Origin of the sequence: Candidatus Cybelea sp., from assembly GCA_036489315.1 — a bacterium.
Classification (GTDB): Bacteria; Vulcanimicrobiota; Vulcanimicrobiia; order Vulcanimicrobiales; family Vulcanimicrobiaceae; genus Cybelea.
Genome location: DASXFZ010000044.1, coordinates 41589 through 63881 on the forward strand (window position 1 = coordinate 41589; position 22293 = coordinate 63881).

General features: G+C 63.7%; 21 protein-coding genes. 14 read left to right on the forward strand and 7 right to left on the reverse strand.

What is annotated here, in order from left to right; translation table 11 throughout:
* Positions 1 to 543: 543 nt before the first annotated feature.
* The 4 genes from VGG51_09375 to VGG51_09390 all read left to right on the forward strand — a co-directional run bounded on the left by VGG51_09375 (position 544) and on the right by VGG51_09390 (position 5826).
* On the forward strand, positions 544 to 1929 hold the full coding sequence (locus VGG51_09375; GenBank protein ID HEY1883232.1) for a choice-of-anchor tandem repeat GloVer-containing protein: 1386 nt from the start codon (positions 544 to 546) through the stop codon (positions 1927 to 1929).
* Between the two features lie 41 nt (positions 1930 to 1970).
* The gene (locus VGG51_09380) at positions 1971 to 3842 is read left to right on the forward strand and encodes an aspartyl protease family protein (GenBank protein ID HEY1883233.1); all 1872 of its coding nucleotides are present in this window, start codon (positions 1971 to 1973) and stop codon (positions 3840 to 3842) included.
* A gap of 183 nt (positions 3843 to 4025) precedes the next feature.
* Positions 4026 to 5222 carry a beta-propeller fold lactonase family protein gene (locus tag VGG51_09385; GenBank protein ID HEY1883234.1) on the forward strand — a complete coding sequence of 399 codons (1197 nt, stop codon included), beginning with the start codon at positions 4026 to 4028 and terminating at the stop codon, positions 5220 to 5222.
* Positions 5223 to 5226: 4 nt separating this feature from the next.
* Complete coding sequence (locus VGG51_09390; GenBank protein HEY1883235.1) at positions 5227 to 5826, forward strand: GNAT family protein; 600 nt, start codon at positions 5227 to 5229, stop codon at positions 5824 to 5826.
* On the opposite strand, the gene VGG51_09395 is transcribed toward VGG51_09390, so the two are convergent.
* Positions 5823 to 6512 (reverse strand): DUF4386 domain-containing protein, encoded by a 690-nt coding sequence (locus tag VGG51_09395; GenBank protein ID HEY1883236.1) that lies wholly within the window; start codon positions 6510 to 6512, stop codon positions 5823 to 5825. The two genes, VGG51_09390 and VGG51_09395, sit on opposite strands and share 4 nt — an antisense overlap.
* Before the next feature lie 166 nt (positions 6513 to 6678).
* Here VGG51_09395 and VGG51_09400 point away from each other — a divergent pair, with 166 nt between their 5' ends.
* Positions 6679 to 7602, forward strand: coding sequence for an NAD(P)-dependent oxidoreductase (locus VGG51_09400; protein ID HEY1883237.1), 924 nt, complete (start codon positions 6679 to 6681; stop codon positions 7600 to 7602).
* 17 nt (positions 7603 to 7619) lie between these two features.
* Here the strand turns inward: VGG51_09400 and VGG51_09405 are convergent, their stop codons facing one another.
* Positions 7620 to 8000, reverse strand: coding sequence for a VOC family protein (locus VGG51_09405; protein ID HEY1883238.1), 381 nt, complete (start codon positions 7998 to 8000; stop codon positions 7620 to 7622).
* A gap of 80 nt (positions 8001 to 8080) precedes the next feature.
* Between VGG51_09405 and VGG51_09410 the strand changes: the two genes are divergently transcribed.
* Complete coding sequence (locus VGG51_09410) at positions 8081 to 8578, forward strand: MarR family transcriptional regulator (protein HEY1883239.1); 498 nt, start codon at positions 8081 to 8083, stop codon at positions 8576 to 8578.
* Here the strand turns inward: VGG51_09410 and VGG51_09415 are convergent.
* Positions 8519 to 10399 carry an MBL fold metallo-hydrolase gene (locus VGG51_09415; protein ID HEY1883240.1) on the reverse strand — a complete coding sequence of 627 codons (1881 nt, stop codon included), beginning with the start codon at positions 10397 to 10399 and terminating at the stop codon, positions 8519 to 8521. The two genes, VGG51_09410 and VGG51_09415, sit on opposite strands and share 60 nt — an antisense overlap.
* Before the next feature lie 25 nt (positions 10400 to 10424).
* A complete protein-coding gene (locus VGG51_09420) occupies positions 10425 to 10853 on the reverse strand; it encodes a MarR family transcriptional regulator (GenBank protein ID HEY1883241.1) in 429 nt (142 codons plus the stop codon).
* Between the two features lie 95 nt (positions 10854 to 10948).
* Between VGG51_09420 and VGG51_09425 the strand changes: the two genes are divergently transcribed.
* A complete protein-coding gene (locus VGG51_09425; protein ID HEY1883242.1) occupies positions 10949 to 11959 on the forward strand; it encodes an aldo/keto reductase in 1011 nt (336 codons plus the stop codon).
* 54 nt (positions 11960 to 12013) lie between these two features.
* Positions 12014 to 12571, forward strand: coding sequence for a dihydrofolate reductase family protein (locus VGG51_09430; protein ID HEY1883243.1), 558 nt, complete (start codon positions 12014 to 12016; stop codon positions 12569 to 12571).
* Here VGG51_09430 and VGG51_09435 read toward each other — a convergent pair.
* From VGG51_09435 to VGG51_09445, 3 genes are all read right to left on the reverse strand, one after another.
* A complete protein-coding gene (locus VGG51_09435; GenBank protein ID HEY1883244.1) occupies positions 12568 to 12708 on the reverse strand; it encodes a hypothetical protein in 141 nt (46 codons plus the stop codon). The genes VGG51_09430 and VGG51_09435 overlap by 4 nt on opposite strands.
* Positions 12705 to 13442, reverse strand: a complete 738-nt coding sequence (locus VGG51_09440) for a DUF899 domain-containing protein (protein HEY1883245.1) — start codon at positions 13440 to 13442, stop codon at positions 12705 to 12707. The genes VGG51_09435 and VGG51_09440 overlap by 4 nt, the downstream gene beginning before the upstream one ends.
* Positions 13443 to 13636: 194 nt before the next feature.
* The gene (locus VGG51_09445) at positions 13637 to 14026 is read right to left on the reverse strand and encodes a hypothetical protein (protein ID HEY1883246.1); all 390 of its coding nucleotides are present in this window, start codon (positions 14024 to 14026) and stop codon (positions 13637 to 13639) included.
* Between the two features lie 314 nt (positions 14027 to 14340).
* Between VGG51_09445 and VGG51_09450 the strand changes: the two genes are divergently transcribed.
* The 6 genes from VGG51_09450 to VGG51_09475 all read left to right on the forward strand — a co-directional run bounded on the left by VGG51_09450 (position 14341) and on the right by VGG51_09475 (position 22292).
* Positions 14341 to 15237: a hypothetical protein gene (locus VGG51_09450; GenBank protein ID HEY1883247.1), complete on the forward strand. Its 897-nt coding sequence runs from the start codon at positions 14341 to 14343 to the stop codon at positions 15235 to 15237.
* Positions 15238 to 15268: 31 nt separating this feature from the next.
* Complete coding sequence (locus VGG51_09455) at positions 15269 to 16783, forward strand: alpha/beta hydrolase (GenBank protein ID HEY1883248.1); 1515 nt, start codon at positions 15269 to 15271, stop codon at positions 16781 to 16783.
* Positions 16784 to 18316 (forward strand): alpha/beta hydrolase, encoded by a 1533-nt coding sequence (locus tag VGG51_09460; protein HEY1883249.1) that lies wholly within the window; start codon positions 16784 to 16786, stop codon positions 18314 to 18316.
* Between the two features lie 15 nt (positions 18317 to 18331).
* Complete coding sequence (locus VGG51_09465) at positions 18332 to 18919, forward strand: hypothetical protein (GenBank protein ID HEY1883250.1); 588 nt, start codon at positions 18332 to 18334, stop codon at positions 18917 to 18919.
* A gap of 24 nt (positions 18920 to 18943) precedes the next feature.
* A complete protein-coding gene (locus VGG51_09470) occupies positions 18944 to 19447 on the forward strand; it encodes a peptidoglycan-binding protein (protein HEY1883251.1) in 504 nt (167 codons plus the stop codon).
* A gap of 79 nt (positions 19448 to 19526) precedes the next feature.
* Positions 19527 to 22292, forward strand: a complete 2766-nt coding sequence (locus tag VGG51_09475; protein HEY1883252.1) for a hypothetical protein — start codon at positions 19527 to 19529, stop codon at positions 22290 to 22292.
* Position 22293: the final 1 nt, after the last annotated feature.

The window sequence follows — 22293 nt, forward strand, 5'->3', positions numbered from 1 at the left end:
AAGCGCTCGGTCGAAACACCGCCTCATCAGCGCCAGCGCTGCCGTGCCTGGCGTGCACGTGTCGAGGCTCGTGATCGCCCGGAATTACCGTTAGGCGCCACGCGCCGACTCTGATCGATGGCACCTAGTACAATAACCCAACGGTTAGGTTATGTCTAGGTGTTCACCTTCTGCGCGGCCTTTTAAGCTCAAGCGCCACGTCGAAGCCTTTCTCGGCGCGACGCGAGCTGCCCCGATAGGGCGGTAGCCTCGTGGCCGTCGGGCAATGCTTCGCACGCCGCTGCAAATCGCGATCCGACGGATTCCGCTGGGCGCGCGCTCGTCGATTTTCCGTTACGCAACGAAGCTTGTGCTCTGCAACGCCGAGAACCGCGAAAAAGCCGATGGCATCTGGGTAATTTGCCTCATAGGCATGGGTCGTAAGGCCCGTATACGCTTGATTGACAAAGCCGAGAGAAAGGCGCAGGATTGCTCGGAGGGCGTTTAAGCTTCGTGCGCTATGCACGGGCGTTAAACGGTTTCCGCCTCTGAAAAGGAGCTGTTGTGAAGCATCGTTCTTCTATTCTGCTTTCTCTTTTCGCGATTGCACTGGTCTCGTGCAAGGGCGGCAACTCGCTGCCTTCCGCGATTTCTAGTCAAGCCGACGCTTCGAACGCGCGTTCCGTATTCGGACCTTCCGGGAACGAAAAGATTCTGCACGCGTTCAAAGGCTCGCCAGATGGTCAAGCGCCGTACGCTGGATTATCGGCCGGCAGCCCAGGCGAGTTTTTCGGCACGACCAACGGCGGCGGCGCGACGGGTCCGAGTGGCTATCAGGAAGGCACCGTCTTCGAAATATCGTCGGCCGGAAAAGAACGCGTGCTCTACAGCTTCAAGGGCGGCAGCGACGGAGCCGGCAACGAAGCCGGCGTTATCGTTGGCAAAAACGGTGTGCTCTATGGCGCGACTGACTACGGCGGCGACGGAACGGGGTGCAGTTCCAACGGCTGCGGTACGGTTTACCAACTCACGCCGAACGGGAAAAAATACACTGAAAAGATCTTGTACGCTTTCAAGGGCGGAAAAGACGGCGCGCTGCCCTTGGGCGATGTGATGCTCGGAGCGAACGGCGTGCTCTACGGCATGACGACGGCCGGCGGTGGGTCGAAGACCTGTGCGCCGCCTTCCGGAGTAGCAGGCTGCGGCACGGTATTCTCTCTGACGCTTTCGGGCTCGAAATGGACCGAAAAGATCCTCCATGCGTTCAAAGGCGGAAAAGATGGCGCTTCGCCTCGCGATTCGCTGATCGCCGATAGCAGCGGCACCTTGTACGGTACGACGGAGTTTGGCGGAGGCTCTAGCGGCTGCCCAACATCGCCCTACGGCACGGCGACCTGCGGAACCGTTTTCTCGATCACGCCGAGCGGAAAAGAGACGATTTTGTACCACTTCAAGGCAGGCGCCAATGGCGACCAACCGCGCGCGGGACTCCTAGCCGGTAAGAACGGCGCGTTCTTCGGCGTCACCCTTAACGGCGGCAGCTCGAGCGTCTGCGGAGCCAGGGGTTGCGGCACCGCTTACGAGCTGACTCGCAAAGGTAAAGGCTACACCGAGCACGTTCTCCACTCGTTCGGCAACGGCTCGCAGGACGGCATCTTTCCGGTGGATCCGGAAGGTCTCGCAGCCGACAGCAGTGGCAATATCTACGGCGCGACATCCCAAAGCCTAAGCTCGCAGGGCATCGGGACCGTCTTTGAGCTTTCGCCTTCGGGCTCGGGCTACAACGAGTCGATCCTGCACACTTTCCAGGTTGGGACCTCCGATGGAGAACTGCCCTACGGCAGCGTCGTCGTCGAGAACTCAAAGGTGTACGGCACCACGTTCGTAGGCGGCGGCACGTGCGGCACTTCGACGGAGTCCTGCGGAACGGTCTACGAGGTTACGCCGTAAACCAGCCAAGGTAAGGCGTCTCGGAGCGAGAATTGCGCGGCATGATACGCGCAACCGCTCTTCTTTCCGCACTCATCCTTGGTACGACCGTCTCGACGGGAGCGGTAAACGCCGCTCCCGACACCCCGGCGCTTGACGCCGCGAAGATCGACCAGATCCTCGTCTCGGCGCACACGGCCGCGGGCGGAGCGGTGCTCGACGGGTTCGCAACGATGAAACAGTCGGGCAGCTTCGTCCAAAACGGCGGGCCTCCAAGCGCGTTTGAGGGCGTGACGGATCTGCGCAGCGGGTATTCCCGAAACCAAGTCGTGATCGGCCCGGCGACCTTCGTGCAAGGCTACGACGGCACGCAGTGGACGGTAGCGAACGGCTCGCTCTCGATCGTGAGCCTGCCGTCGTTCGTCGCCGACGCCGTGACGCAAGCCTACCTTAGCAGCAATGCTTTCTTTCGTCCCAACCAGCGCTCGACGATAACCTCCGGAAAAGAAGAGACCGCCGATGGACAGCACGCCTACGTGCTGCACGTCGAGCCCGCAGGCGGATCGCCGGCCGATCTGTATTTTGACGCCGCGTCCTATCGGCTCGTGAAAGTCGTGGCGCAGACGGCGCAGGGCCTCGACACCACGACCAACGCCAACTTCCAAACGGTGCAGGGCGTGCCGGTAGCGATGCGCAGCGTCGACGTCAACAGCAGCAACACGACGACGACCACCACGGTTACTTCGGTGACGTTCGCTGCGACGGCCGATCCTGCAGCGCTGGCGCGCCCTCCCTACGTCTCGCACGGCGAGCTCGCCGCGCCCATCTCGATTCCGTTTGTCAGCGACGCGGTCGATACGTTCGGCCACATCGTCGTCCCCGTGACGCTCGACGGAAAACGGGCCACGCTGGTTTTTGATTCCGGCGGCGGCAACTTCTTGCTGCCCGGCGCAGCGCAGCGCCTTGGCCTTCACGCCTCGGGCGGCATCGCGAGCGGCGGCGTCGGCGCGACGCAGCAGATGACCGCCTTCGCTCCCGTATCGACCGTCGATTACGGCGGCGCGCGCCTTCTCCATCAGAACTTCGTCGTCACGCCGCTCTCGTATCCGTTCTCGCACCCGCGTAAAGGCGTCTCGCCGGAAGGCTTGATCGGCGCAGAGTACCTCGCGAACTTTCGCATCGGCGTGCGCTACGCCGACCACGTAATGGACGTCGCGCCGTTCGGCGCGCCCGCGCCTTCCGGCGGCGTGACGCTGCCGTTTAAATCCGACGGCCAGCATTCGTACGTGCTCGCGACGGTCGACGGCGTCTCGGGATACTACCTGCTCGATACCGGAAACGCCGGCGGCGTCGTGCTCAACCTGCCGTTCGTGCAGGAACAGCATCTCTTTCCCAAGGCCGGGCTCACGTACGCGTCGCCCGGCGGGGTGGGCGGAGGTTTTCTGGACACGGTGACGGCCGCGAAATCGTTTGCGTTCGCCGGCCAAACGTTCCAAAACGTTCCGATCGCGATTCCGCAGGTGAAGTCCGGCTTCTTCGCAACGCGCGGCGTAGCGGGAAACCTTGGCTCGGCATTCCTCCAGCGCTTCACGGTTGTCTTCGATTACAAGGCGCAGACGGCGACGTTCATTCCGAATCGCAACCTGCACATGCCGTTTCGCAGCGACCGCGTCGGGCTCAGCCTCAATCAAACCGAGGCCGCCGCCTTTGAAGTGCGGCGGGTCGTGCCGGGCAGCCCGGCGGCCCAAGCCGGCATCGCCGCCGGCGATCGCATCACCGCCTTTGCCGGCAATCGGGTCTCGGCGGGATTCGGCTCCGGCGACTTCTTTCCGTACAGCCAGGGCAGCAAACCGTTTACCGTCACCGTCGCGCGCGGCAGTGCAAGCAGAACCGTAACGCTCAAACCGCGCCTGCTCTTACCGCCGCCGCAGTAGCGGCGCAAGGAGTCTGCCGGGAGAAATCCAAGTCCCTCGGAGCTACCTCGGCGGGAGGTTCTCATAGAGAATCTCCTGGCACCAATTCGCGCCGTACGGATCGTAGTGATTCTTCAAATGAAGAGCGTGCATCTCACCGATCGGCTTGACGATCGGCCAATAGCCTAAAAAGGAGCCAGTCCCATGCGAAACTCGTTTGCCGCATTTCCCATCTCGGCGCTCGCCGCCGTCGCGCTGCTCTCCGCCTGCTCGAACGGCGGATCGCAAGGTTCGAACTCGGCGCTTCCGAATACCGGCGTGAGCCAGAGCCGCGCCCTCGCGCGGTCCGACGCCTTCCCCGACGCCGGCGCCGAGTTCGCCTACGAGGCCAACGAAGGTTCGACCAATGTCTCCGCCTATAAAATCGCCGGCGACGGTGCACTGACGCCGGTGAAAGGCTCGCCGTTTAATGCCGGCTCCAATCCTTCGGGCGTGGCCGTCGATCCCAGCGGTAAGTTCGCGTACGCCTCCAACGCCGGCTCGGCGAATGTCTCGGCCTTCACGATCGACGCGTCGTCGGGCGCCCTCAAACAACTCAAAGGTTCGCCGTTTGCGGGCGGCACCTCGCCCTCCGGCATCGCCGTCGATTCCAGCGGCAAGTTCGCGTTCGTCGCGAACGTCGGCCAAAGCAGCAACAGCAACGTTTCGGCGTTTTCCATCGGGAGCAGCGGCGCGCTCACGGCGGTGAAAGGATCGCCGTTCGCGGCCGGGACCAGCGCGCAGTACATCGCGACCGATCCGTCGGGTAAGTTCGTCTACGTGCCTAACGCCGGTTCGGATAACGTCTCGGCGTATAAGATCGGGAGCAACGGTGCGCTCGCGCCGGTGAAGGGGTCGCCGTTTGCCGCCGGCAGCGCGGCGTTTGGCATCGGGATCGATCCGAAAGGGAAGTTCGCGTACGTCAGCAACAACGGCGCCGGTAACGTCTCTGCCTACGCGATCAATGCGAGCAGCGGCGCGCTCACGGCGGTCAAAGGCTCGCCGTTTGCCTCGGGTGCCGGCCCGTGCAGCATCGTCGTCGATCCCAACGGCAAGTTCGTCTTCGTCCCGAATCTTAGTTCGGGAAACGTGTACGCGTATAAGATTGCGAGCAGCGGCGCGCTGACGCTGATAAAAGGCTCGCCATTCGCCGCGGGCTCCGGCGCCTGCTACGGCGCGGTCGACCCGTCGGACAAGTTCCTATACGTCGGCAACAGTAACGTTGGTACGATCTCTGCGTACCAGATCGGCAGCAGCGGCGCGCTGACGCCGATCAAGGGATCGCCGTTTACTGCCGGCTCGACACCGGCCGTTATTGCGACCTGCCGCGTCACCAACGGGAAATGCGTTCCGTCTACGTAGACGATTGAAACCGATCGAACCGGCTCTGCTGGAGGGGTACGGCGTGCACCTCGAGCCGTTAAACGAAGGCCACGCCGAGGGTTTGCGTGCCGCCGTCGCCGACGGGAATCTTTGGGAATTGTGGTTTACGGCCGTTCCGCGCCCCGAAGAGGTCGACGCGTATGTTGCGAGCGCACTCGCGGGCGAGCGCGCGCGGCACATGCTGCCGTGGGTCGTTCGCGATCTGCAGACCGGGCGGATCGCCGGCAGCACGCGCTACCACGACATCATCGCAGATGCCGACCGCGTCGAGATCGGGTACACCTGGTACGCACGCTCGCTGCAGGGAACCAAACTCAACCCGGCCTGCAAGCTGCTGCTGATGCGGCACGCCTTCGAAACGCTGGGCGCCGGGGTGGTCGGCTTCCGGACCGATCCGTTCAATTTCCGCTCGCAGCGCGCGATCGAGCGGCTCGGAGCCAAAAAAGACGGCGTCATTCGCCACCATTCGCGGCGCCGCAACGGAACGGTGCGCGATACCGTGATGTACAGCATCTTGAGCCACGAGTGGCCCGATGTGAAGCGTAATCTCCTCTATCGACTCGAAGTGCGCGGGAGCCTCTAGCCGGATACGCTCCCCAAGCGTTTCACGTTCACCCCCATGATCAGCAGCCACAGCGTGATCGCAATCTCTCCGAACTGCACCGGCGTCGCGACGTTCGCGACCACCTCCGCATACTGCGGCAGAAGAATGCCGGCCGCGCTCTGCGCCAGATAAGCAAAGCAGTTCAAAATCAGCCAGACGCCGAGAAAGCGCGGAAGAAAGCCCGATTTGTAGACGAGCAGGCCGAACGGCAGCAGCCAGAGTCCCCAAAAGACCTCGTTCACCACTTCACCATCGTGGTGCAGCCTGAGGAACAGCCTGACCATCGCTTGCCGCTGCGGCTCCGAGAACGCCGACAAGAAATCGGTGCCGCCGGCAAAGAGCAGCGCGCCGAAGCTGTTGAGCGCGTTTACGAAGAAGATCGGCACATCCATCAATCCCAGAATGACCGTAAGGATCGCTAGGCTGCGATCGACGCCGCCGAGCAGAGCGTAGAGCGCGAGCACGAGGAAGATCTCCAGCGTCGCGCCGCAGAGCTCGAGGAAGATGCCCGCGCGGAAAAGCGTCTCGTGCGCGACGAGGTTGTGCGCGGTGGCGGCGGCGTTTCCCGAAACGTAGATAACGTTGGGTACGTACAGCAAGCCGACGACGCCGATCGCGATGATCGCGAGGTAGAGAACCCCGGCGACCCTCGCCCTCCGGCTCATCGAACCCATCGGCCGCTTCTTCGACGCCCGCGTCGAAGAAGCACCTGCCGCTTGAACGGTTATGCGGTATGGCCGGAGCTTGAGGCGCGCCCGCACCGGCACGCGTGGGTAAGACCTCTGCATGAACGCGCGGCACGTCCGCGGGACTTGAACTAGAGGAGAGACTATGCGAGTGATGGTGATCGGCGCTACCGGTGCGATCGGTACTCCACTCGTGCGGCAGCTTCACGAGCGAGGCCACGAGGTGATCGGCACTTCCCGTTCACCGAGCAAGTTCGAGCAGCTGCGCGCGCTCGGCGCGCAGCCGATGGCGCTCGACGCGCTCGATGCCGCCGCCGTTCGCGCTGCGCTCGCCGACACGCGGCCCGACGCGGTGATCTACGAACCGACGGCGCTGTCAACACTTTCGGACTTCAAGAATTTCGACCGAAGCTTCGCCATGACCAATCGCCTGCGGACCGAAGGGATCGATATTCTGCTGGCGGCGGCTCGTGAGGCCGGCGTGCGCCGGATTATCGCGCAGAGCTACGGCGCCTCTCGCTACGAGCGAAAGGGCGGCTCGGTGAAGACCGAAGACGATCCGCTCGACACGCCGCCGGCGGCAATGCGCGAGACCTTCGCCGCGCTGGCTTACCTCGATAAGGCGGTGACCGGCGCGGGCGGAATTGCACTACGGTACGGCGGCTTCTACGGCGCGCCGAACGACGCGCTCGTCGCCGCCGTGCGCGCCGGCAAGTTTCCGGTCGTCGGCGGCGGCGCGGGCATTCTCTCGCAGATTCAGGTGGAAGACGCCGCGGGCGCGACCGTCCTTGCGCTCGGGCACGAGGGTCCGGCGATCTACAACGTCGTTGACGACGACCCCGCGCCAAACCGCGTGTGGCTGCCGGAGCTGGCCAAGATCCTCGGCGCGAAACCGCCGCCGCACTATCCCGTCTTGCTCGCAAGGGTCTTCGCCGGTGAAGCGTTGGTCGTCATGGCGACGCAGTCGCGCGGCGCCTCGAACGCGAAGGCAAAACGAGAACTGGGCTGGACGCTGAGGTATCCGAGCTGGCGTCAGGGCTTCGCCGCTTCGTACGCACGGAGCGCATGACGCGCCCGGGCCACGCACTATTCGTACGCTTGCAGCTCGAGCAGATTGCCGTCCGGATCGAAGACGTGAAACGAATGAACGGTATCGCCCTGCGCGCCGAAGTTGCCGGTCATCTCGCGTACGATCGGTATGCTGCGTTGCGTGAGAAACTCGGCGATCTCGGCGGGCGCGTTTTTGAGCGCGAGCGCGATGTGATTGAGGTTTCGATTCGGAGGCGTTGCCTCGCGGTGCGCGGGATCTAAAAAGGCCATGATCGTACGGGCGTCGATCCGCACCGAGGGAAAGGGGACGCGCCCGGAGCGAAACTCGCCGGTGCGTTCGGGGCGCATGCCGAGAACGCCGGCGTAGAACGCGAGGCTGCGCTGGGCGTCGCTCACGTTGAGGACGACGTGGTCCAAAGAATCAACCTTTATGCTAATCATCTTAACATGAAGATATCAAACAGGAACGCGTCCGTCAAGTGTCTTAACATCGAGATATGCAGGACCGGATCGACCAAATACTTGCACAGTGGAAACGCGAACGACCCGATCTCGATACGAAAGCGATGGGCTTGGTCGGGCGAATCCAGCGGACCGCAGCGGCGCTGCGGCCGCGTCTCGACGAGACGCACTCGCTCTCCGGGCTGCAGGGGGAGTCGTTCGACGTCCTGGCTTCCCTGCGGCGCTCGGGCCCACCGTACCAACTCTCTCCCACGGAGCTGTTTCGCGAGATGATGCTCACCTCGGGCGCGATGACCAATCGCATCGATCGCCTGGAAGAAGCCGGCCTGGTGTCGCGACGACCCGATCCGACCGATCGTCGCGGAACGCTGGTCCGGCTGACACAAAAGGGGAAGGCGCTGATCGACGCCGCCACCCCCAAACACGTTGCCAACGAAGAACGGCTGCTCTCCGGCTTGAGCGCGCGCGAGCAGTTACAGCTGGGCGACCTGTTGCGCAGGCTCTTGCTGTCGTTGGGAGATGCCGGCGACTGACCACGCCGGCGAACGGCTTTCTGAAGCCATCGCCGGAGTTCGTTCGCCGATCGCTGCCGAGTACAGGATGTATTTGAATGGGTCTGTGTTCTGATACTTCTCCATCAGCTTGAGATAGACGCTGCGCCGCGCTCGCGCGAGCGCATCGCTGCGCTCCAAACGGGCGATCGACCATCGCAGCAGCGCTGCGGCCAGTTCGTATCGGCCGTCGGCCGCCATTCGCTCGATCGCACCGAGCAGCCGTTTTTCAGAGAGATCGAGATAGTCGACGAGAAGATCGCCGCGATCGGCATCGCTTAAATGGTCGAGGCCGTCGAGATTCGCCTGCCAGTAGCCGGTGTTTTGATGAAAGAGCCGGTCGATCACGTGTTCTCGCATCGTCAGGTACGCCAGCGGCACGTCAGGGCGCCCGCCCAGAAGGCCGGGCGGAATCAGATTTGCCTCATGGATTGCGGCTCGGCTCTCGCCGCGCGCGATTGCGGCCCGCACCTGGTCGCTTAGCCAAGCGAGATCCGTCTTGACCTGCGCCAACATCTCCGGCGACGAGAAGTTTTGCGTGAGCGGTTCGTGCCCATGCAGCAAGTGGCGCGGGCGTTTTTGCACCACGATGTCGATCGCATCGAACAGGCCTTGCAGGTTTCCCTCGGCGGCGAACGGCGCACCGATGTACGGCATGATGAAATCGCCGGCAAAAAGCACCGCGAGCTCCGGCAGATGCACGAACATCGCGTCGTGCGTCTCGCCGCCGTCGATCGGGATCAACTCGATGCGCGTTCCGCCGATCGTCAGCTCGGTCGCGCGATCGATCGTCGCGTCGGGCTTGAACGCCGTTACGTCGTCCAAGCGAAACCGGTCGCCGAAGAAGTACTTCCCGAACGAGTTCGGGGCGCCGAGCTCTCGCGCGATCTCCTCGTGGTAGTTGCTTCTGGCAAAGAAGCGCGGCGGCGGCTCGAGTCCACGAAAATAGCGCTGGCCGCCGACGTGGTCCCAATGGGCGTGGGTAACGAAGATCGTCGTCAGGGCGGGTAACGTGGGCGCGTAGCTGCGCAACGCTTCGTACGCAGCCTTTGCCGAATCGGCTCTGGTGCCGGCATCGATTCCGATCAGCTGCGCGCCGTCGTCGGAGACGACGAAATAGAACTCGGTGAACTCAAAGCCCGAAAGCGCATAGACCCGGCCGGGAACGACCTCCCGAATGCGGCGGTCGGCGAAGGCGTGCCCGGCCGCGGGGTCGTTTGAAAACGGCGTGATGAGCATCACGCTCTTGCTGAAGCTCTCGTAGCCGCTTCGCCGAAGGTATTCCTGTGCGCTCGCGCGTTTGGCGTCTCCCAGCGCGAGTTTTCCCAAACCAAAGTACACTTCTCGCAGCCACCCGGAGTGCGGCGCCTTGATGGCGTTCGTCTCGCACCACGCTAAGTCGAGCCGCGCCGCCTTCCTCTGGCCGAAGAAGCCGGGAAGCTGCGAGCGAACCACCCCCGAAATCCAGTTCACCACAAAGATCTCTCCGCCCGAAAGCGCCTTCGCCTGGTCGAGCATCGCGATCGCACCTTTGACCACGGCGATGCGGGTAAACACGGAAACGCTCGGAGCGTGCTGCGCGCGCAGCAAAGCGATCGCGCTCAAATAGAGCGCCTTCTGGGGGTCGGTAAGGCGCGGCTGGAACTCGTTGAGCCGGGCCGAAAGGAATGCCGCCCCCTCGCCCGCCCGATTGGCATTGGCGAACGCCCCCATCAGCAGAAACAGCAGCTGCGGATCTTTGGGGGGCGCTGCGCTATTGACGGCTCGTAAATACTCGAGCTCTGGATTGGACAGTGGTTGCATATGCATGTATCTCCTCAAAAAAAAGTCAAGCGATCGAGCCGGCGACCCGGCGCAGGTCGCGTTCGAGCCGCTCCCAGTCGTGGCCGACGATCTTCTTTAACTGGTTCTGTGCGCGCCGCCAGCCCGGGAGGGCCTCCTGATATTTGCGTTGGCCCGAATGCGTAAGGCGTAAATGCCGTTCGCGCCGGTCCTCGCCGCGTTCGTCTTTTACCCAACCGGCGTCGATCAGCGGCGCAAGGGTGCGCGTAAGCGTCGTGCTATCGGCGGACAGCAGCGAACCGAGTCGGCGTTGCGTCAACGTGCCGGCGAGATCGAGCGCCTGGAGCAAGGCGAACTGCGTCGAACGCAGGCCTCCTTTTCGCAGCTCCCGGTCGTACCGCCGCGTGACGGCACGCGCGGCTCGCCGGATCGACGCACAGACGCACGGCAGTTCGCGGAGGGATTCGCTGGCCATATACTTGCATATACACCTAACTCCTGGAGTTGTCAAGGCTCGAACGGCTCTCGGCGCCGTTTTGGCCGCCGGGCCGCGCGGGGATAACCTTTCGCATGGATGCCTCGCAGATTTTCCGGGGGAAGCCCTTCGGTCTCGGGGGCGTGCCCTTCGGCAACGAGTTTGCCTACCTCACCGACGAGGTCGCGTATGCGACGATCGCCGCCGCCTGGAGCGCGGGAGTGCGCTACTACGACACCTCACCGTGGTACGGTCTGGGGCTCGCGGAGCGGCGTCTCGGTGCGTTTTTGCACCAACAGCCGCGTGCCGGCTACATCCTCTCCTCGAAGGTCGGTAAGCTGCTGACGGCGTCGCGCGACAACCATGCCAAACGATATTTTCCGTTCACTCCCTCGCCCAACGACCTTCGCTACGATTACAGCGCCGACGGCGTCAAGCGCTCGATCGAAGACAGCCTGCAGCGCTTGGGCGTCGACGCGCTCGACGTCGTCTTCGTTCACGACCTCTCGCCGGATAATCCGTGGCTGCCGGGGCCGTGGGAAGAGCAATTCGAAATTGCGCGCAAGGGCGCGTTCCCGGCGCTCAGCCGGATGCGCGACGAAGGCGTGATCAAAGGCTGGGGGCTCGGCGTCAACTCACCCGAACCGATTCTCAAGCTGATGGACGTGGCCGATGCCAACGTATGCCTGCTCGCGCGTCAGTACTCGTTGATCGATCACGAGAGAGCGCTGCACGAAGTTTTTCCGAAGGCTCGCGAGCGCGGGATGGCCTTCGTCGTCGGTTCGTCGCTCAACGCCGGCTTTATCAGCGGCAGCGCCCGCTTCAACTACGGTAAGGACAACTATAAGATCCCGCCCGAGGCGATCGAGAAGCGAAACCGCCTGCGCGCGGTCGCCGCGCGCTACGGCGTCGATCTGCGCACGGCCGCCCTGCAGTTCTCGCTTGCGCCCGACGTCGCCGCCGCACTTGTCGTCGGCTGCTCGAATCCGCAGCAGGTGCTCGCGGACTACACGTCGCTCGAGACGAGCATTCCGCAAGTGTTCTGGTCCGATCTGCGCTCGGAGAAGCTGATCGAGGCCGGGGCCGCGCTGCCGTCAGAAAATTAACGCTTCGGTTCGAGTGGGTTAAGCGCGAACCCCGCGCGAAACGTCCTGGTCCGTATGGCGAAGCTGATTTACGCTATCAATACGTCGCTCGACGGTTACATAGAGGACGCAGCCGGCAACTTCGACTGGGTGAATCCCAATGAAGTGTTCAAGTTCGTTACCGAGCTGTTGCGGCCGATCGGAACCCACCTTTATGGGCGGCGACTCTGTGAGACGATGGCCTACTGGGATGCCGCGGCGATCGAAGCCTATCCGCCCGAGCAGCGCGACTTCGCACGGGTATGGCAAAAGGCCCAAAAGATCGTTTTTTCACGAACGCTGACGAAGGCTCCGACACGCAACACGCGTCTTGAGCGGGACTTCGACCCCGAGGCGATTCGGAAGTTCAAGCGCGAATCGGAGCATGACATCCACATTGGCGGCGCCGAGCTTGCGGGGCTTGCGCTCGAAGCCGATCTCGTCGACGAGTGTCACCTGTTTCTCAACCCGGTGATCGTCGGCGGTGGAAAACCGGCATTCCGAGCCGGCCAACAGCGGAGTCTCGAACTCCTCGAGACGCGTCGCTTCGGCACCGGCGTAATCCACGCGCACTATCGCCTACGAGGCCGTTAGCGGCGGCGGCGGATTTTGAGCAGGGCGCACTGCACGCCGAGCAGCGCCATCATCCCCGCCCCGATGGCGCTGCTCCCCAACGGCCCGAGCAGCTCTTCGACCGGCACGCCGGAGATGTGCGCGAGCAGAATCGTCACGACGTTTTCGCGTTCTCGACGACCGCGCTCCATTTGGGATCCGGCGAAGCCTCGGCGGCGTAGTTGTCGTGCCAGTTCCACCACGTGTACGGCTCGCTCTGCGGGTAGCCCGCTGGCGAGTCTTCCCACTTTTCCTGGCGCCCGAGCGGCGTCACGTCGAGGTAGTTCCAGGTGCCGCCCATCTGCTCGTCGCCGCGGTTGTTGATGAAGTAGGTGCGGAACACGCGCTCGCCGTCGCGGAAGAAGACGTTGGTGCCGTGCCACTCGTCCACGCCGAAGTCGGCGTCGAAACTATCGGTGATCGTGTACCACGGCATCTTCCAGCCCATCCGCGCCTTCACGCGCTCGATGTCGGCCTGCGGCGCACGCGAGATGAACGCCAGGGTGGTATCGCGGGCGTTGAGGTGCGCGACGTGTGCGACTTGATCGGCCACCATCGAGCAGCCGCGGCACGCATGCTCGGGCCACCCGAAGACTCCGGGCTCGTGGAACGCGCGGTAAACGATCAGCTGACGGCGCCCTTCAAATAAATCGATCAGACTCGCTTTGCCCTTGGGCCCATCAAACGTATACGTTTTCTCGACGGCTAGCCACGGCATCCGGCGCCGCCGTGCGGCCATGGCGTCGCGCGCCCGCGTTAACTCCTTTTCCTTTACGACCAGCTGTTCGAGCTCGGCCTGCCACTCCTGAGCCGATACGATCGGCGGCCGCTGCGGTGCTTGCGGATTGGTCATGTTGTTCGCTTCTTTCCCGAGTTTCGGACTATTAACCATACTGTTATATAACAGTATCATTATATATTGAATCCGTCAACGCCCCATGGCGAAAATTGCCCGCAAGCGACCGTGGCCTTTTTGCCCTCGGGGCGACTCGGCTTAAGCGCGGGCGACGGCCGAGCGGTTAGGTGGTCCGCCCGAGCGGAGCGCTCTTAGGGTCCGCTAGGGTGATTGACGAAGGCTGGGTTCAGGCACTGCGTTCCGCCATTATCGCGCGTAACGAAACCGCTCAGCTGCGCGGCGACGGCGCTGGGCGCCGCCTCGGGAACCGCGTATCCGCTGAAGCGCCATCTGCCGCAATCCTTCACGTAGTACTCGGTGAGACGCCCCTTCGATTGGATGTCGACGCGGGCGTAGTTTTGCGCCACGACGATGTCCATGATCCTCGAAGCATCGGACGCGCCGTGTGAGAGCGCCAAACTCGCCACCGCGTTCGTGTCGGCATCGGAGCCGCAGTACGCCGCGCTCGCGGGCGCCGGCAGGATTGCTACGATTGCGAACGAGGCCGAGAGTGCGATCGAAAAGAGTCGCGGTAACCTCATGCTGAAGTCCCTCCGTGATCGAACCCATCCGCCTTCGCTGCCGCCACCGGCCGTCCTACCGCAAAGAGTTCGTACGGCCGCTGCAAAATTGCGATTCCAATTTTCGATTGGGCAAACGGACATCGGCGCCTGCTCGCCTGTATTCCAATTCACCGGCGTCGCGCCGAGGTCGATCCGGTCGAATCGACACAGGAGGGCGCTCGCTCGTAACGAACGGCGCACGCCGGGAGCGTTTGAGAGACGGCATGTTTAGTATTGGGGCTCGGCCCCTAAAACTTTTGCGACGGGCGGCGCCGGCAATCGTAACGGCGGCGTTGATTCTCGTTTGCCGTTCACCGGCGCATGCCCGGCAGAGCGCCCCGCCGGCAGCCTCCGAACAACCGCCGGCTGCAGAGCCGCCCGCCGCGCGGCCGGGATTGCCGGTGCTCCCCGTGCTCGGCGGCAAGCGTGTGCTGTACGTGATTGCGATTGGCGCCGACTATTCCGCTCGCAGCAAAGTGGTCGCGAGCCTGGCCGAGCGCTTAGAAAAATATCGCCTGCGCGATAATCCGTGGCTCTTCGCCGAGCCGGATTGGACGGTCGGCGATTACATCAGCCAGTGTGTTGCCTATCCGCAGACGACCGACGGCGCCATTCTGCTGAGCATTGCGGCGACGGCCAACGGGAACTACAACCGGTTCTTTTACACTAAGAACTGGCTTGAAATCGACTCCGATGCGGCGTTTATCACCTGCGGCGCGCCGGCCGGCGGCAAACCGGCCCCCGGCATCGCCTGGGCCTCCGGCGTGCAGCTCGGGTACGCTTCACGAAACACCTACGCGCAGCTCTTCAGCGCGGCCGCGCTCTTATTTGCCGCCGCGTCCACGGCGTCGACCTTCATTCCATCGCACACGTTGACGACGGCAACGACCACCGTCTTCCCGCATCCGAGTCCGATTCCGCCGCAGGGAAGCACGGCCGAGCAAACGACCACGACCTCGAAGGTCAGCAATCCCGGAGCACTCGCAAACTCATCGGCGGCATTGCTCACGCCGGCGTTGGCCTTTGCGCCGGCGCCCGCGCAGGTGCCGATCCTCGATGGTATGACCTGGAATGCCGCCGAAGAAGTCGTCACTTCGCTCATCGAGCGGATGGACTGCGCAGCCCTGCAGCCGCAGGCGAACTCAAAAACCGTTTTATATACGCCCGCGCCGTTCTGCGCGGCACCTTGAAATGTTAGAACGCGAAGGTAAGGCTCGAACCGTGGCACTGCGATTCGTCTCTCTGTTGCTGCTCGCCGCATCGGCGTCGTTGTTTGTTTTGGCGCCGCAGCTTGCCGCCGGGCAATCGGCAGGGCCGGTGCCGCGTTTCGAACCGGCGTCGTGCCCGAAGACGCCCGAGCCGATCGCGGCGCTAAAAAGCGCGCGCTGCGGGTTCTTGATCGTGCCGGAAAACCGCTCGCGGAACGGCGGGCGGCTGATTCGTCTCGCCGTCGCGATCGTCCGCTCGCGTTCGAAGCCGCCCCAGCCGGATCCAATCGTGTTCATGGCCGGCGGCCCCGGTGAGGCGGCGACTCACGATATACCATTCTTAGTGGACGCGGGCATCAACCGCAATCGCGATGTGATCGTCATGAATCAGCGCGGAACGCTCTACGACAAGCCCGATCTCAACTGTCCTGAGCTCGACCGCTACTACGCGCAGCAAGTCGGCCTCGTCTACGACGCGCCGTCGACGGGCAAGGTGCAAGCCGCGGCGGCGGCAGCCTGCCGTCGGCGTCTCGTCGCGCAAGGCATCGATCTCAGCGCCTACAACACGACCGAAAACGAGGCCGATTTCGCCGATCTTCGCCGCGTGCTCGGCGTTGCGCAATGGAACGTCTACGGGTACTCGTACGGTACCGACCTCGCGCTCTCACTGATGCGCGATCACCCCGACGGTATCCGCAGCGTCGTCATCGATTCGGTCGTTCCGCCGGATATCGTCAGCCTGCCGTGGACCTGGAGCAGTACTCGCGAGGGAATCGCGGCGGTCTTCGGCGACTGTCAGGCGGAGCCGGCCTGTAATCGCAAGTATCCCAATCTGATGGCGACCTTTACGCAGCTCGTGAAGCGCTTGGAGGCGCACCCGCTCGTTAAGTACGTCGTTCCGCCGCAGGGCGGCCGCGCCGTCAAAGTCGTGCTCGACGGCGGCGCTCTGCTCAACATGCTCGTGGCGAACCGTCCGAAAGCGCCGGACGTTCCCAAGGCGATCGGCGAGCTCGCGCGCGGCAATCCAACGATGTTGTTACAGGTGCGCGCGGCTGGAGCCGAGGTCTCCGCCGTTCCCGACCAGGCGCAGGGCATGACCCAGAGTTTCGTCTGCCGCGAGTGGGAACCGTACGGATCGCCGGCGGAAATTTTGCGCGCCGGAAAACAGGTCTTTCCCACACTGCCCGACTCGGTGCTGATCAACGCTGCGCAGCTGCCGTTCGAAGACGAACTCTGCCAGGCTTGGAACGTTCCGCCGGGGCCGGCCAAACAGCGCGTGCGGGTGCGCAGCAACATTCCCACCTTGGTCGTCTCGGGCGCGATCGATGCGAAGACGGGCGCGCAGTGGGGGCGCTATGCCGCCAGCACCCTGCCGAACTCGACCTACGTGCGCATCAAGGCCGTCGGACATTGGGTGATCGTGCAGTCGCCGTGCGCGCAGCAGATCTTCCAGTCGTTTCTCCAAAGCCCGCGTTCGCCCAAGACTTCGTGTGCCGCTACGCTGCAAGGAATAGGATTCAAACTGTAAATGAAACGCCTCGTCTGGCTCGTTACGATCGCAGGTGCGCTCTCGGCAGGGAGTTTCGCCGCGCTGGTTGCGGCAAAAACACCGTCCGGCAACGCCTCGTTCGTCTCCGCCCCGTGCCCCGCGATGCCGCAGCCGATCGCCGAGCTGAAAAAGGCGCGTTGCGGGCGGCTCGTCGTTCCGGAGGACCGCCGCAGCGGGAGCAAACAAACGATAACCCTGTCGGTGGCGATTGTCCCGGCGAGCTCGCCGAAGGCGAAAAGCGATCCGATCGTGTGGCTTGCCGGCGGCCCGGGCGATGACGCAATCACCGAGATTCCGATGGCATTGGCCGGAAAGCTCAACGCCGACCGCGACGTCATCTTCATGTCGCAGCGCGGCACCTACAGCGCGCAGCCGAGGCTGACGTGCGCGGCGGTCGATCGCTGGGCCGGCAAGACGCTCGATATGCCGTACGATGCTGCGGCGACCGGTGACGCGTTCTCCGCGGCAACGCTCGAATGCCGGCGCGAGCTGGCCGCGAAGACGCGCGACCTCGCGGCCTACAACACGTTGGAGAGCGCGGACGACGTCGACGATCTGCGCGCCGCCCTGCACATTGCGAAATGGAACGTCTACGGAATCTCTTATGGAACCGATCTCGCGCTGACGTACCAGCGCGAACATCCCGGCGGCATTCGTTCGGTCGCGATCGACGGCATCTTTCCGCCGTCGCTGGCCGGCGGAGCCGCGGCCTGGAAGAGCGCGGCCGAAGGAATCAACGCCGTTTTCAACGCGTGCGGGCAACAAGCCGCGTGCCGTAAACGCTACGGCGATATCGGCGCGACGTTCCGGCGGCTGGTGCTGCGCTACGAAGCATCGCCGCAGACCGTCAAGGTGCAAGTGCCCGGGCACTCCGGAAAAGTAAGCGTCAAGATCAGCGGCGGCATGCTCGTGCAATGGGCGGTATCGCCGGGGACGCACCTCGCGGCAAAACTGCCCGCCGGAATTGACGCGCTCGCGCACGGCGATCCGGGGCCGGTCGCATCGACCTGGGCGGCACCGAAGCTCGATCCCGCCGGCGAGGGCGTGCTCGCCAACGGCTTGTTCTACGGCGTCTCGTGCGGTGAGTGGGTACCCTATGAAACCGAGCAGAGCGTTGTCGCTGCCGGACGCCGCGCCTTTCCCACCTTTCCGCTTTCGATTCTCAAAAACGCTCCCAACCTGCCGTTTATGCGCCAGAACTGCAGCGACTGGAACGTGCCGGCGGTCTCTTCGCAAGTCCGAGCGGTGACCACCGGCAGCATCCCGACGCTGGTGATATCCGCGCAGTACGACGGTCAGACCGCGGCCTCGTTCGGAGCCTACGTGGCGCGAACGCTGCGCAACTCCACCGTCGTGACGATTCCCAACGTCGCGCACGTTGCCTTCGGAAGCCCCTCCACCGAGGCGAACAACTGCGCCTACGCAATCGCCGCCTCGTTCTTCAACAATTTGAACCGCGCCGATACGAGCTGCGTCAAGCGGGTACCGGCGACGAACTTCGTGCTCAAGTAAAAGGAGTATTTGCGAATGCGCTTTTCCTGGGGAACTTCACTGAGCGTTCTGATTCTGGTCGCGACACTGGGCGCCGCCGGAGCCGGGCACGATCTCAGCGATTGGTTTTTTGGAGCGACCGCGGCGCACCAATCGAACACGGCGGTCGCGACGATCAAGCCGGATTATCTGCCGGGCAGCAGCCTGCGTGCGATGCACTGCGGCGCGAGCGGCGTCGCGATCGGGGGCGGTATCTGGGAACTCGTGAAGTACGATCGTAAGCACGGTATCGGCCTCGCCGCGGCGAGCACCGATCAGTGCAGCGTCGCGGTCTTTAAAGCGCCCCCGCCAGGGGTAACCGTTCCCGACGCCGATCTCTCGCAGCTCAGCACCGGGCGCGGCGTGCGGATCGGCAGCCCGTTCAAGGACCTGGTCGCGGCGTACGGCGGCAAGCCCGTAGAAAAAAGCGGACGCTTCATCGTGACCTATGCGGCGACGGTCCCCGGTACCAGCGCAGCGAGTCCACCCAAAAAGGTCGACGATGCCGAATCGCTGATATTCGTGATCGAGAACGGCAAGGTCATGGCGATGACGGTCTCGATCGATTTGGGCAATGAGTACTAATCCCTTACCTTCGGAGGATCAATCATGCCGGCAACGATTAGTCTGGGCTCGACGGGCGACGACGTCAAACGCCTGCAGCGCGTTCTCGCGCGCCATCTGCTCTGGAATCCCTTCGGGCCGATCACCGGTTCGTTCGACGCGAGCCTGGAAACGGCGGTGAAGAGCTTTCAACAGTCCAACGGCTTGACCGTCGACGGAATTGTCGGGCCGCAAACCTGGGCGGCGCTCCCGAGCTATCGCGAAGCCTCACCAAAGCTCGCGCAAGGCTCGGAAGGGCCGGTCGTCGCGTGGCTGCAGAAGGCGCTCTCGGGCGCGGACGTCGCGGTGCAATTCACGCCCTACGCCGGCGCGATCGACGGCCTCTTCGGCCCGGCGACGGAGACTTCGGTTCGTGCTCTGCAAACGTGGGCGGGTGTCGCTGTTGACGGCGTCGCCGGCGACGACACCTGGTTCGTCTGGATGACGCCGGGTTCGGCGCAGCAACTGACGTTAGAAGGAGCCTGCGGACTCACCAACGGTCTTTTATAATCCGGGCGAGCACTGCTTCAAGCTAGGCCGGCGGCGACCGCTTGCCGAATCTGTCCGGTGCTAAAAGGAGGCGTTGGAGATGACGGCTTTTTCCGGGTTGTTGCGCGGTAGCTTTTGCGCGTGCGCGATTCTTACAGTCGCAGCCGGCTGTTCGGGATCGCAAACCCAGACCGGCGCGCTGGTTCCGGCAGAATCGGGCGCGGCCGCGACGCAGTTGAGCCGGCTGGGCGTCGGCTCATCGATGGCGCCCGACGTTGCGTCCAGCGATCTCCTCTACGTCGCCGACTCGAAGGACGACAGCGTGCGCGTCTACTCGTTTCCCGCGGGCAAGCCGCAGGGGAGGCTTGCCGGCGTTCGGGCCGACGCGCTCTGTTCGGGCCGCGATGGCGACGTCGTCGCGCCGGCGCGCAGCGAGGTTCTCAGGTACGCGCACGGCGGCACCCGGCCGATCGGGGAGCTGCATAGTCCGTTCTCAAGCGCGCAGCAGTTCTGCGCGATAGATCCCGCCACGGGCGACGTAGCCGTTTCGGGAAGCTCCGCCACTCAATCCGGCGTAGCGATCTTCGCCCGGGCGAAGGGCCCGGCGACGATCTACGCCGCGCCGCGCAACGGCGGCTATGTCTCCCTCGCCTACGATAACGACGGCGATCTCTTCGCGCAAACGAACGCCGGCATTCTCGTCGAGCTCGCGCGGAACGCCAAGCGATTCAGAGCCGTCGACTGGGGCGGTGCGCAGCCGCCGCACGCCGGCGCGATCCAGTGGGACGGCAAGTATCTTGCGATCGCGAGCGATGCAACGATCCTTCGCTACGCCGTCTCGGGCTACCGAGCTTCGCCGGCCGGCAGGGTCGCGCTCGAAAGCGTCGTCGGCAGGCCGTTTGAAATTTATAACGGGAAGATCGCCGTCCCCGATGCCCGGGGCGTAGCGCTCTTCGGCTACCCGTCCGGCGGAAGCCCGGTCAGCCTCATTAAGGATGTCGGCAACGTCGGAGCCGTCACGCTCAGCCGCGGCTCGCGATCCAAGTTTGCGATCACGACCTACCATTACGACAATCTGCGAACCGGATGGAACGACCACGAGACGACGCTGAAATACAGCAACGTCAACAGCAGTTCGTTCGGCCTGCTTCATACCGTGACGCTCGACGACCAAGTCGATGCCCAGCCGCTGCTGGTTCCGAACGTAAAGACGAAGCGTGGATCGAAATCGGGCAGCGCGCACGAGGTGGTCTACGTCGCGACCGAGAGCAACTCCATCTATGCGATCGACGCCTCGAGCGCGGCGGTCTTGTTTCAAACGAATTTGGGCGCCCCAGTCCCGACGCCGCTGGGATGCAATAACAACGGGCCGAACGTCGGCATCGACGGAACGCCGGTCATCGATCGCGCCGCGGGCGTCATGTACGTCATCGCCTATACGCTGGAAAACAAAGTGCCGACCTATCGCATCCACGAGCTCAGCCTCGCCGATCTCTCCGAAGTAACGCCGCCGGTCGTCGCCTCGGCGTCGCACGAGCTGACCGACGGCACGACGTATACCTTCAACGCAACCTACCAGCGGCAACGCCCGGGCCTGCTCGAAGCCGGCGGAAACGTATACGCTGCGTTCGGCAGTTTCTGCGACTTTTCCGCATCGCAGTCGCGCGGCTGGGTGCTCGGCTGGCAGGCTGGATCGCTGACGCCGTTCGCCGCGAACCGCTTGAACGATATGCTCGCTACGTCCCCCGACAGTTTCTTCTTATCGTCGGTGTGGATGTCGGGATTCGGCGTCGCGGCCGATCCGACGGGCAACGTCTACTTCGTGACCGGAAACTCGGACTATTCGGGAAATACCTATACGGGCACCACCAACGTTCAAGAGAGCGTCGTCAAGGTTAGTTCGGACCTCACCCAGATGCTCAGCATCTTTACGCCCTCGAACGTCGGGATGCTCGACGCATACGATGCCGATTTGGGCGCGGGCGGCGTAATGCTGCTGCCGATCGGCGCATCGACTCCGCTTGCGGCGGCCGCCGGTAAGACGGGAACGATGTTTCTGCTCGATCAGAACAGCCTGGGCGGCTACGTTCAAAGCGGTCCGAACAACGATCTCGCTGAGGTCTCCGTCGGCGGCTGCTGGTGCGGTCCATCCTATTACGCCGTAAAGAAAACGCAGCAGCGCATCGTCGCCAGCGGCGGCAACAGCGTGACCCTCTGGCAGGTTAAGAGTAAGCCCACGGTACGGCTGACGTTAATGGGATCGGCCGCAGTGCCAACCGGCCAAGATCCGGGGTTCTTTACGACCGTTTCGTCCAACAAGCGGGGGCGCAACGCGATTATCTGGGCGCTGGCGCGGCCACAGTCGCCCCCCGGGCCGATGACGCTCGTCGCGCTGGCCGCTGAGTCCGCGCACGGACGTTCGAAACTCGCAACGCTCTATCAAGCTTCTGCCGGCTACTGGGCGTCGCAGAACGGAAACGCGAACGTCGTTCCCGTCGTCGCAAACGGCAAGGTGTACATCGCGAGCTACCAGCAGCTCGAGATTTTCGGGCTCGGGGGTACGGCCGCGACCGCTCCGACGGGGCACGCGATCCCCGCTACGGCATACCGCGGCGCCGTGAAGACTCGCAACGAAGTCACGGGGACGCTGGTCAAGGTCGCCGGCTCCGAGATCGTCCTGCGCACGCGCACGGGTAAACTCGTTCGCGTCGACGTCGCGGCTGCGCGCAAAAACCAACGCGTCCAGGATCTCATCGCCGGCAGACCGTTCGACGTGCGTGGAACCTACGACGCCGCGGGCGTGATGCACGCCGCGACCGTCATACGCGCCAAGCCGTCGCCGTCGACGTGGCCGCTCGATCGTTAAC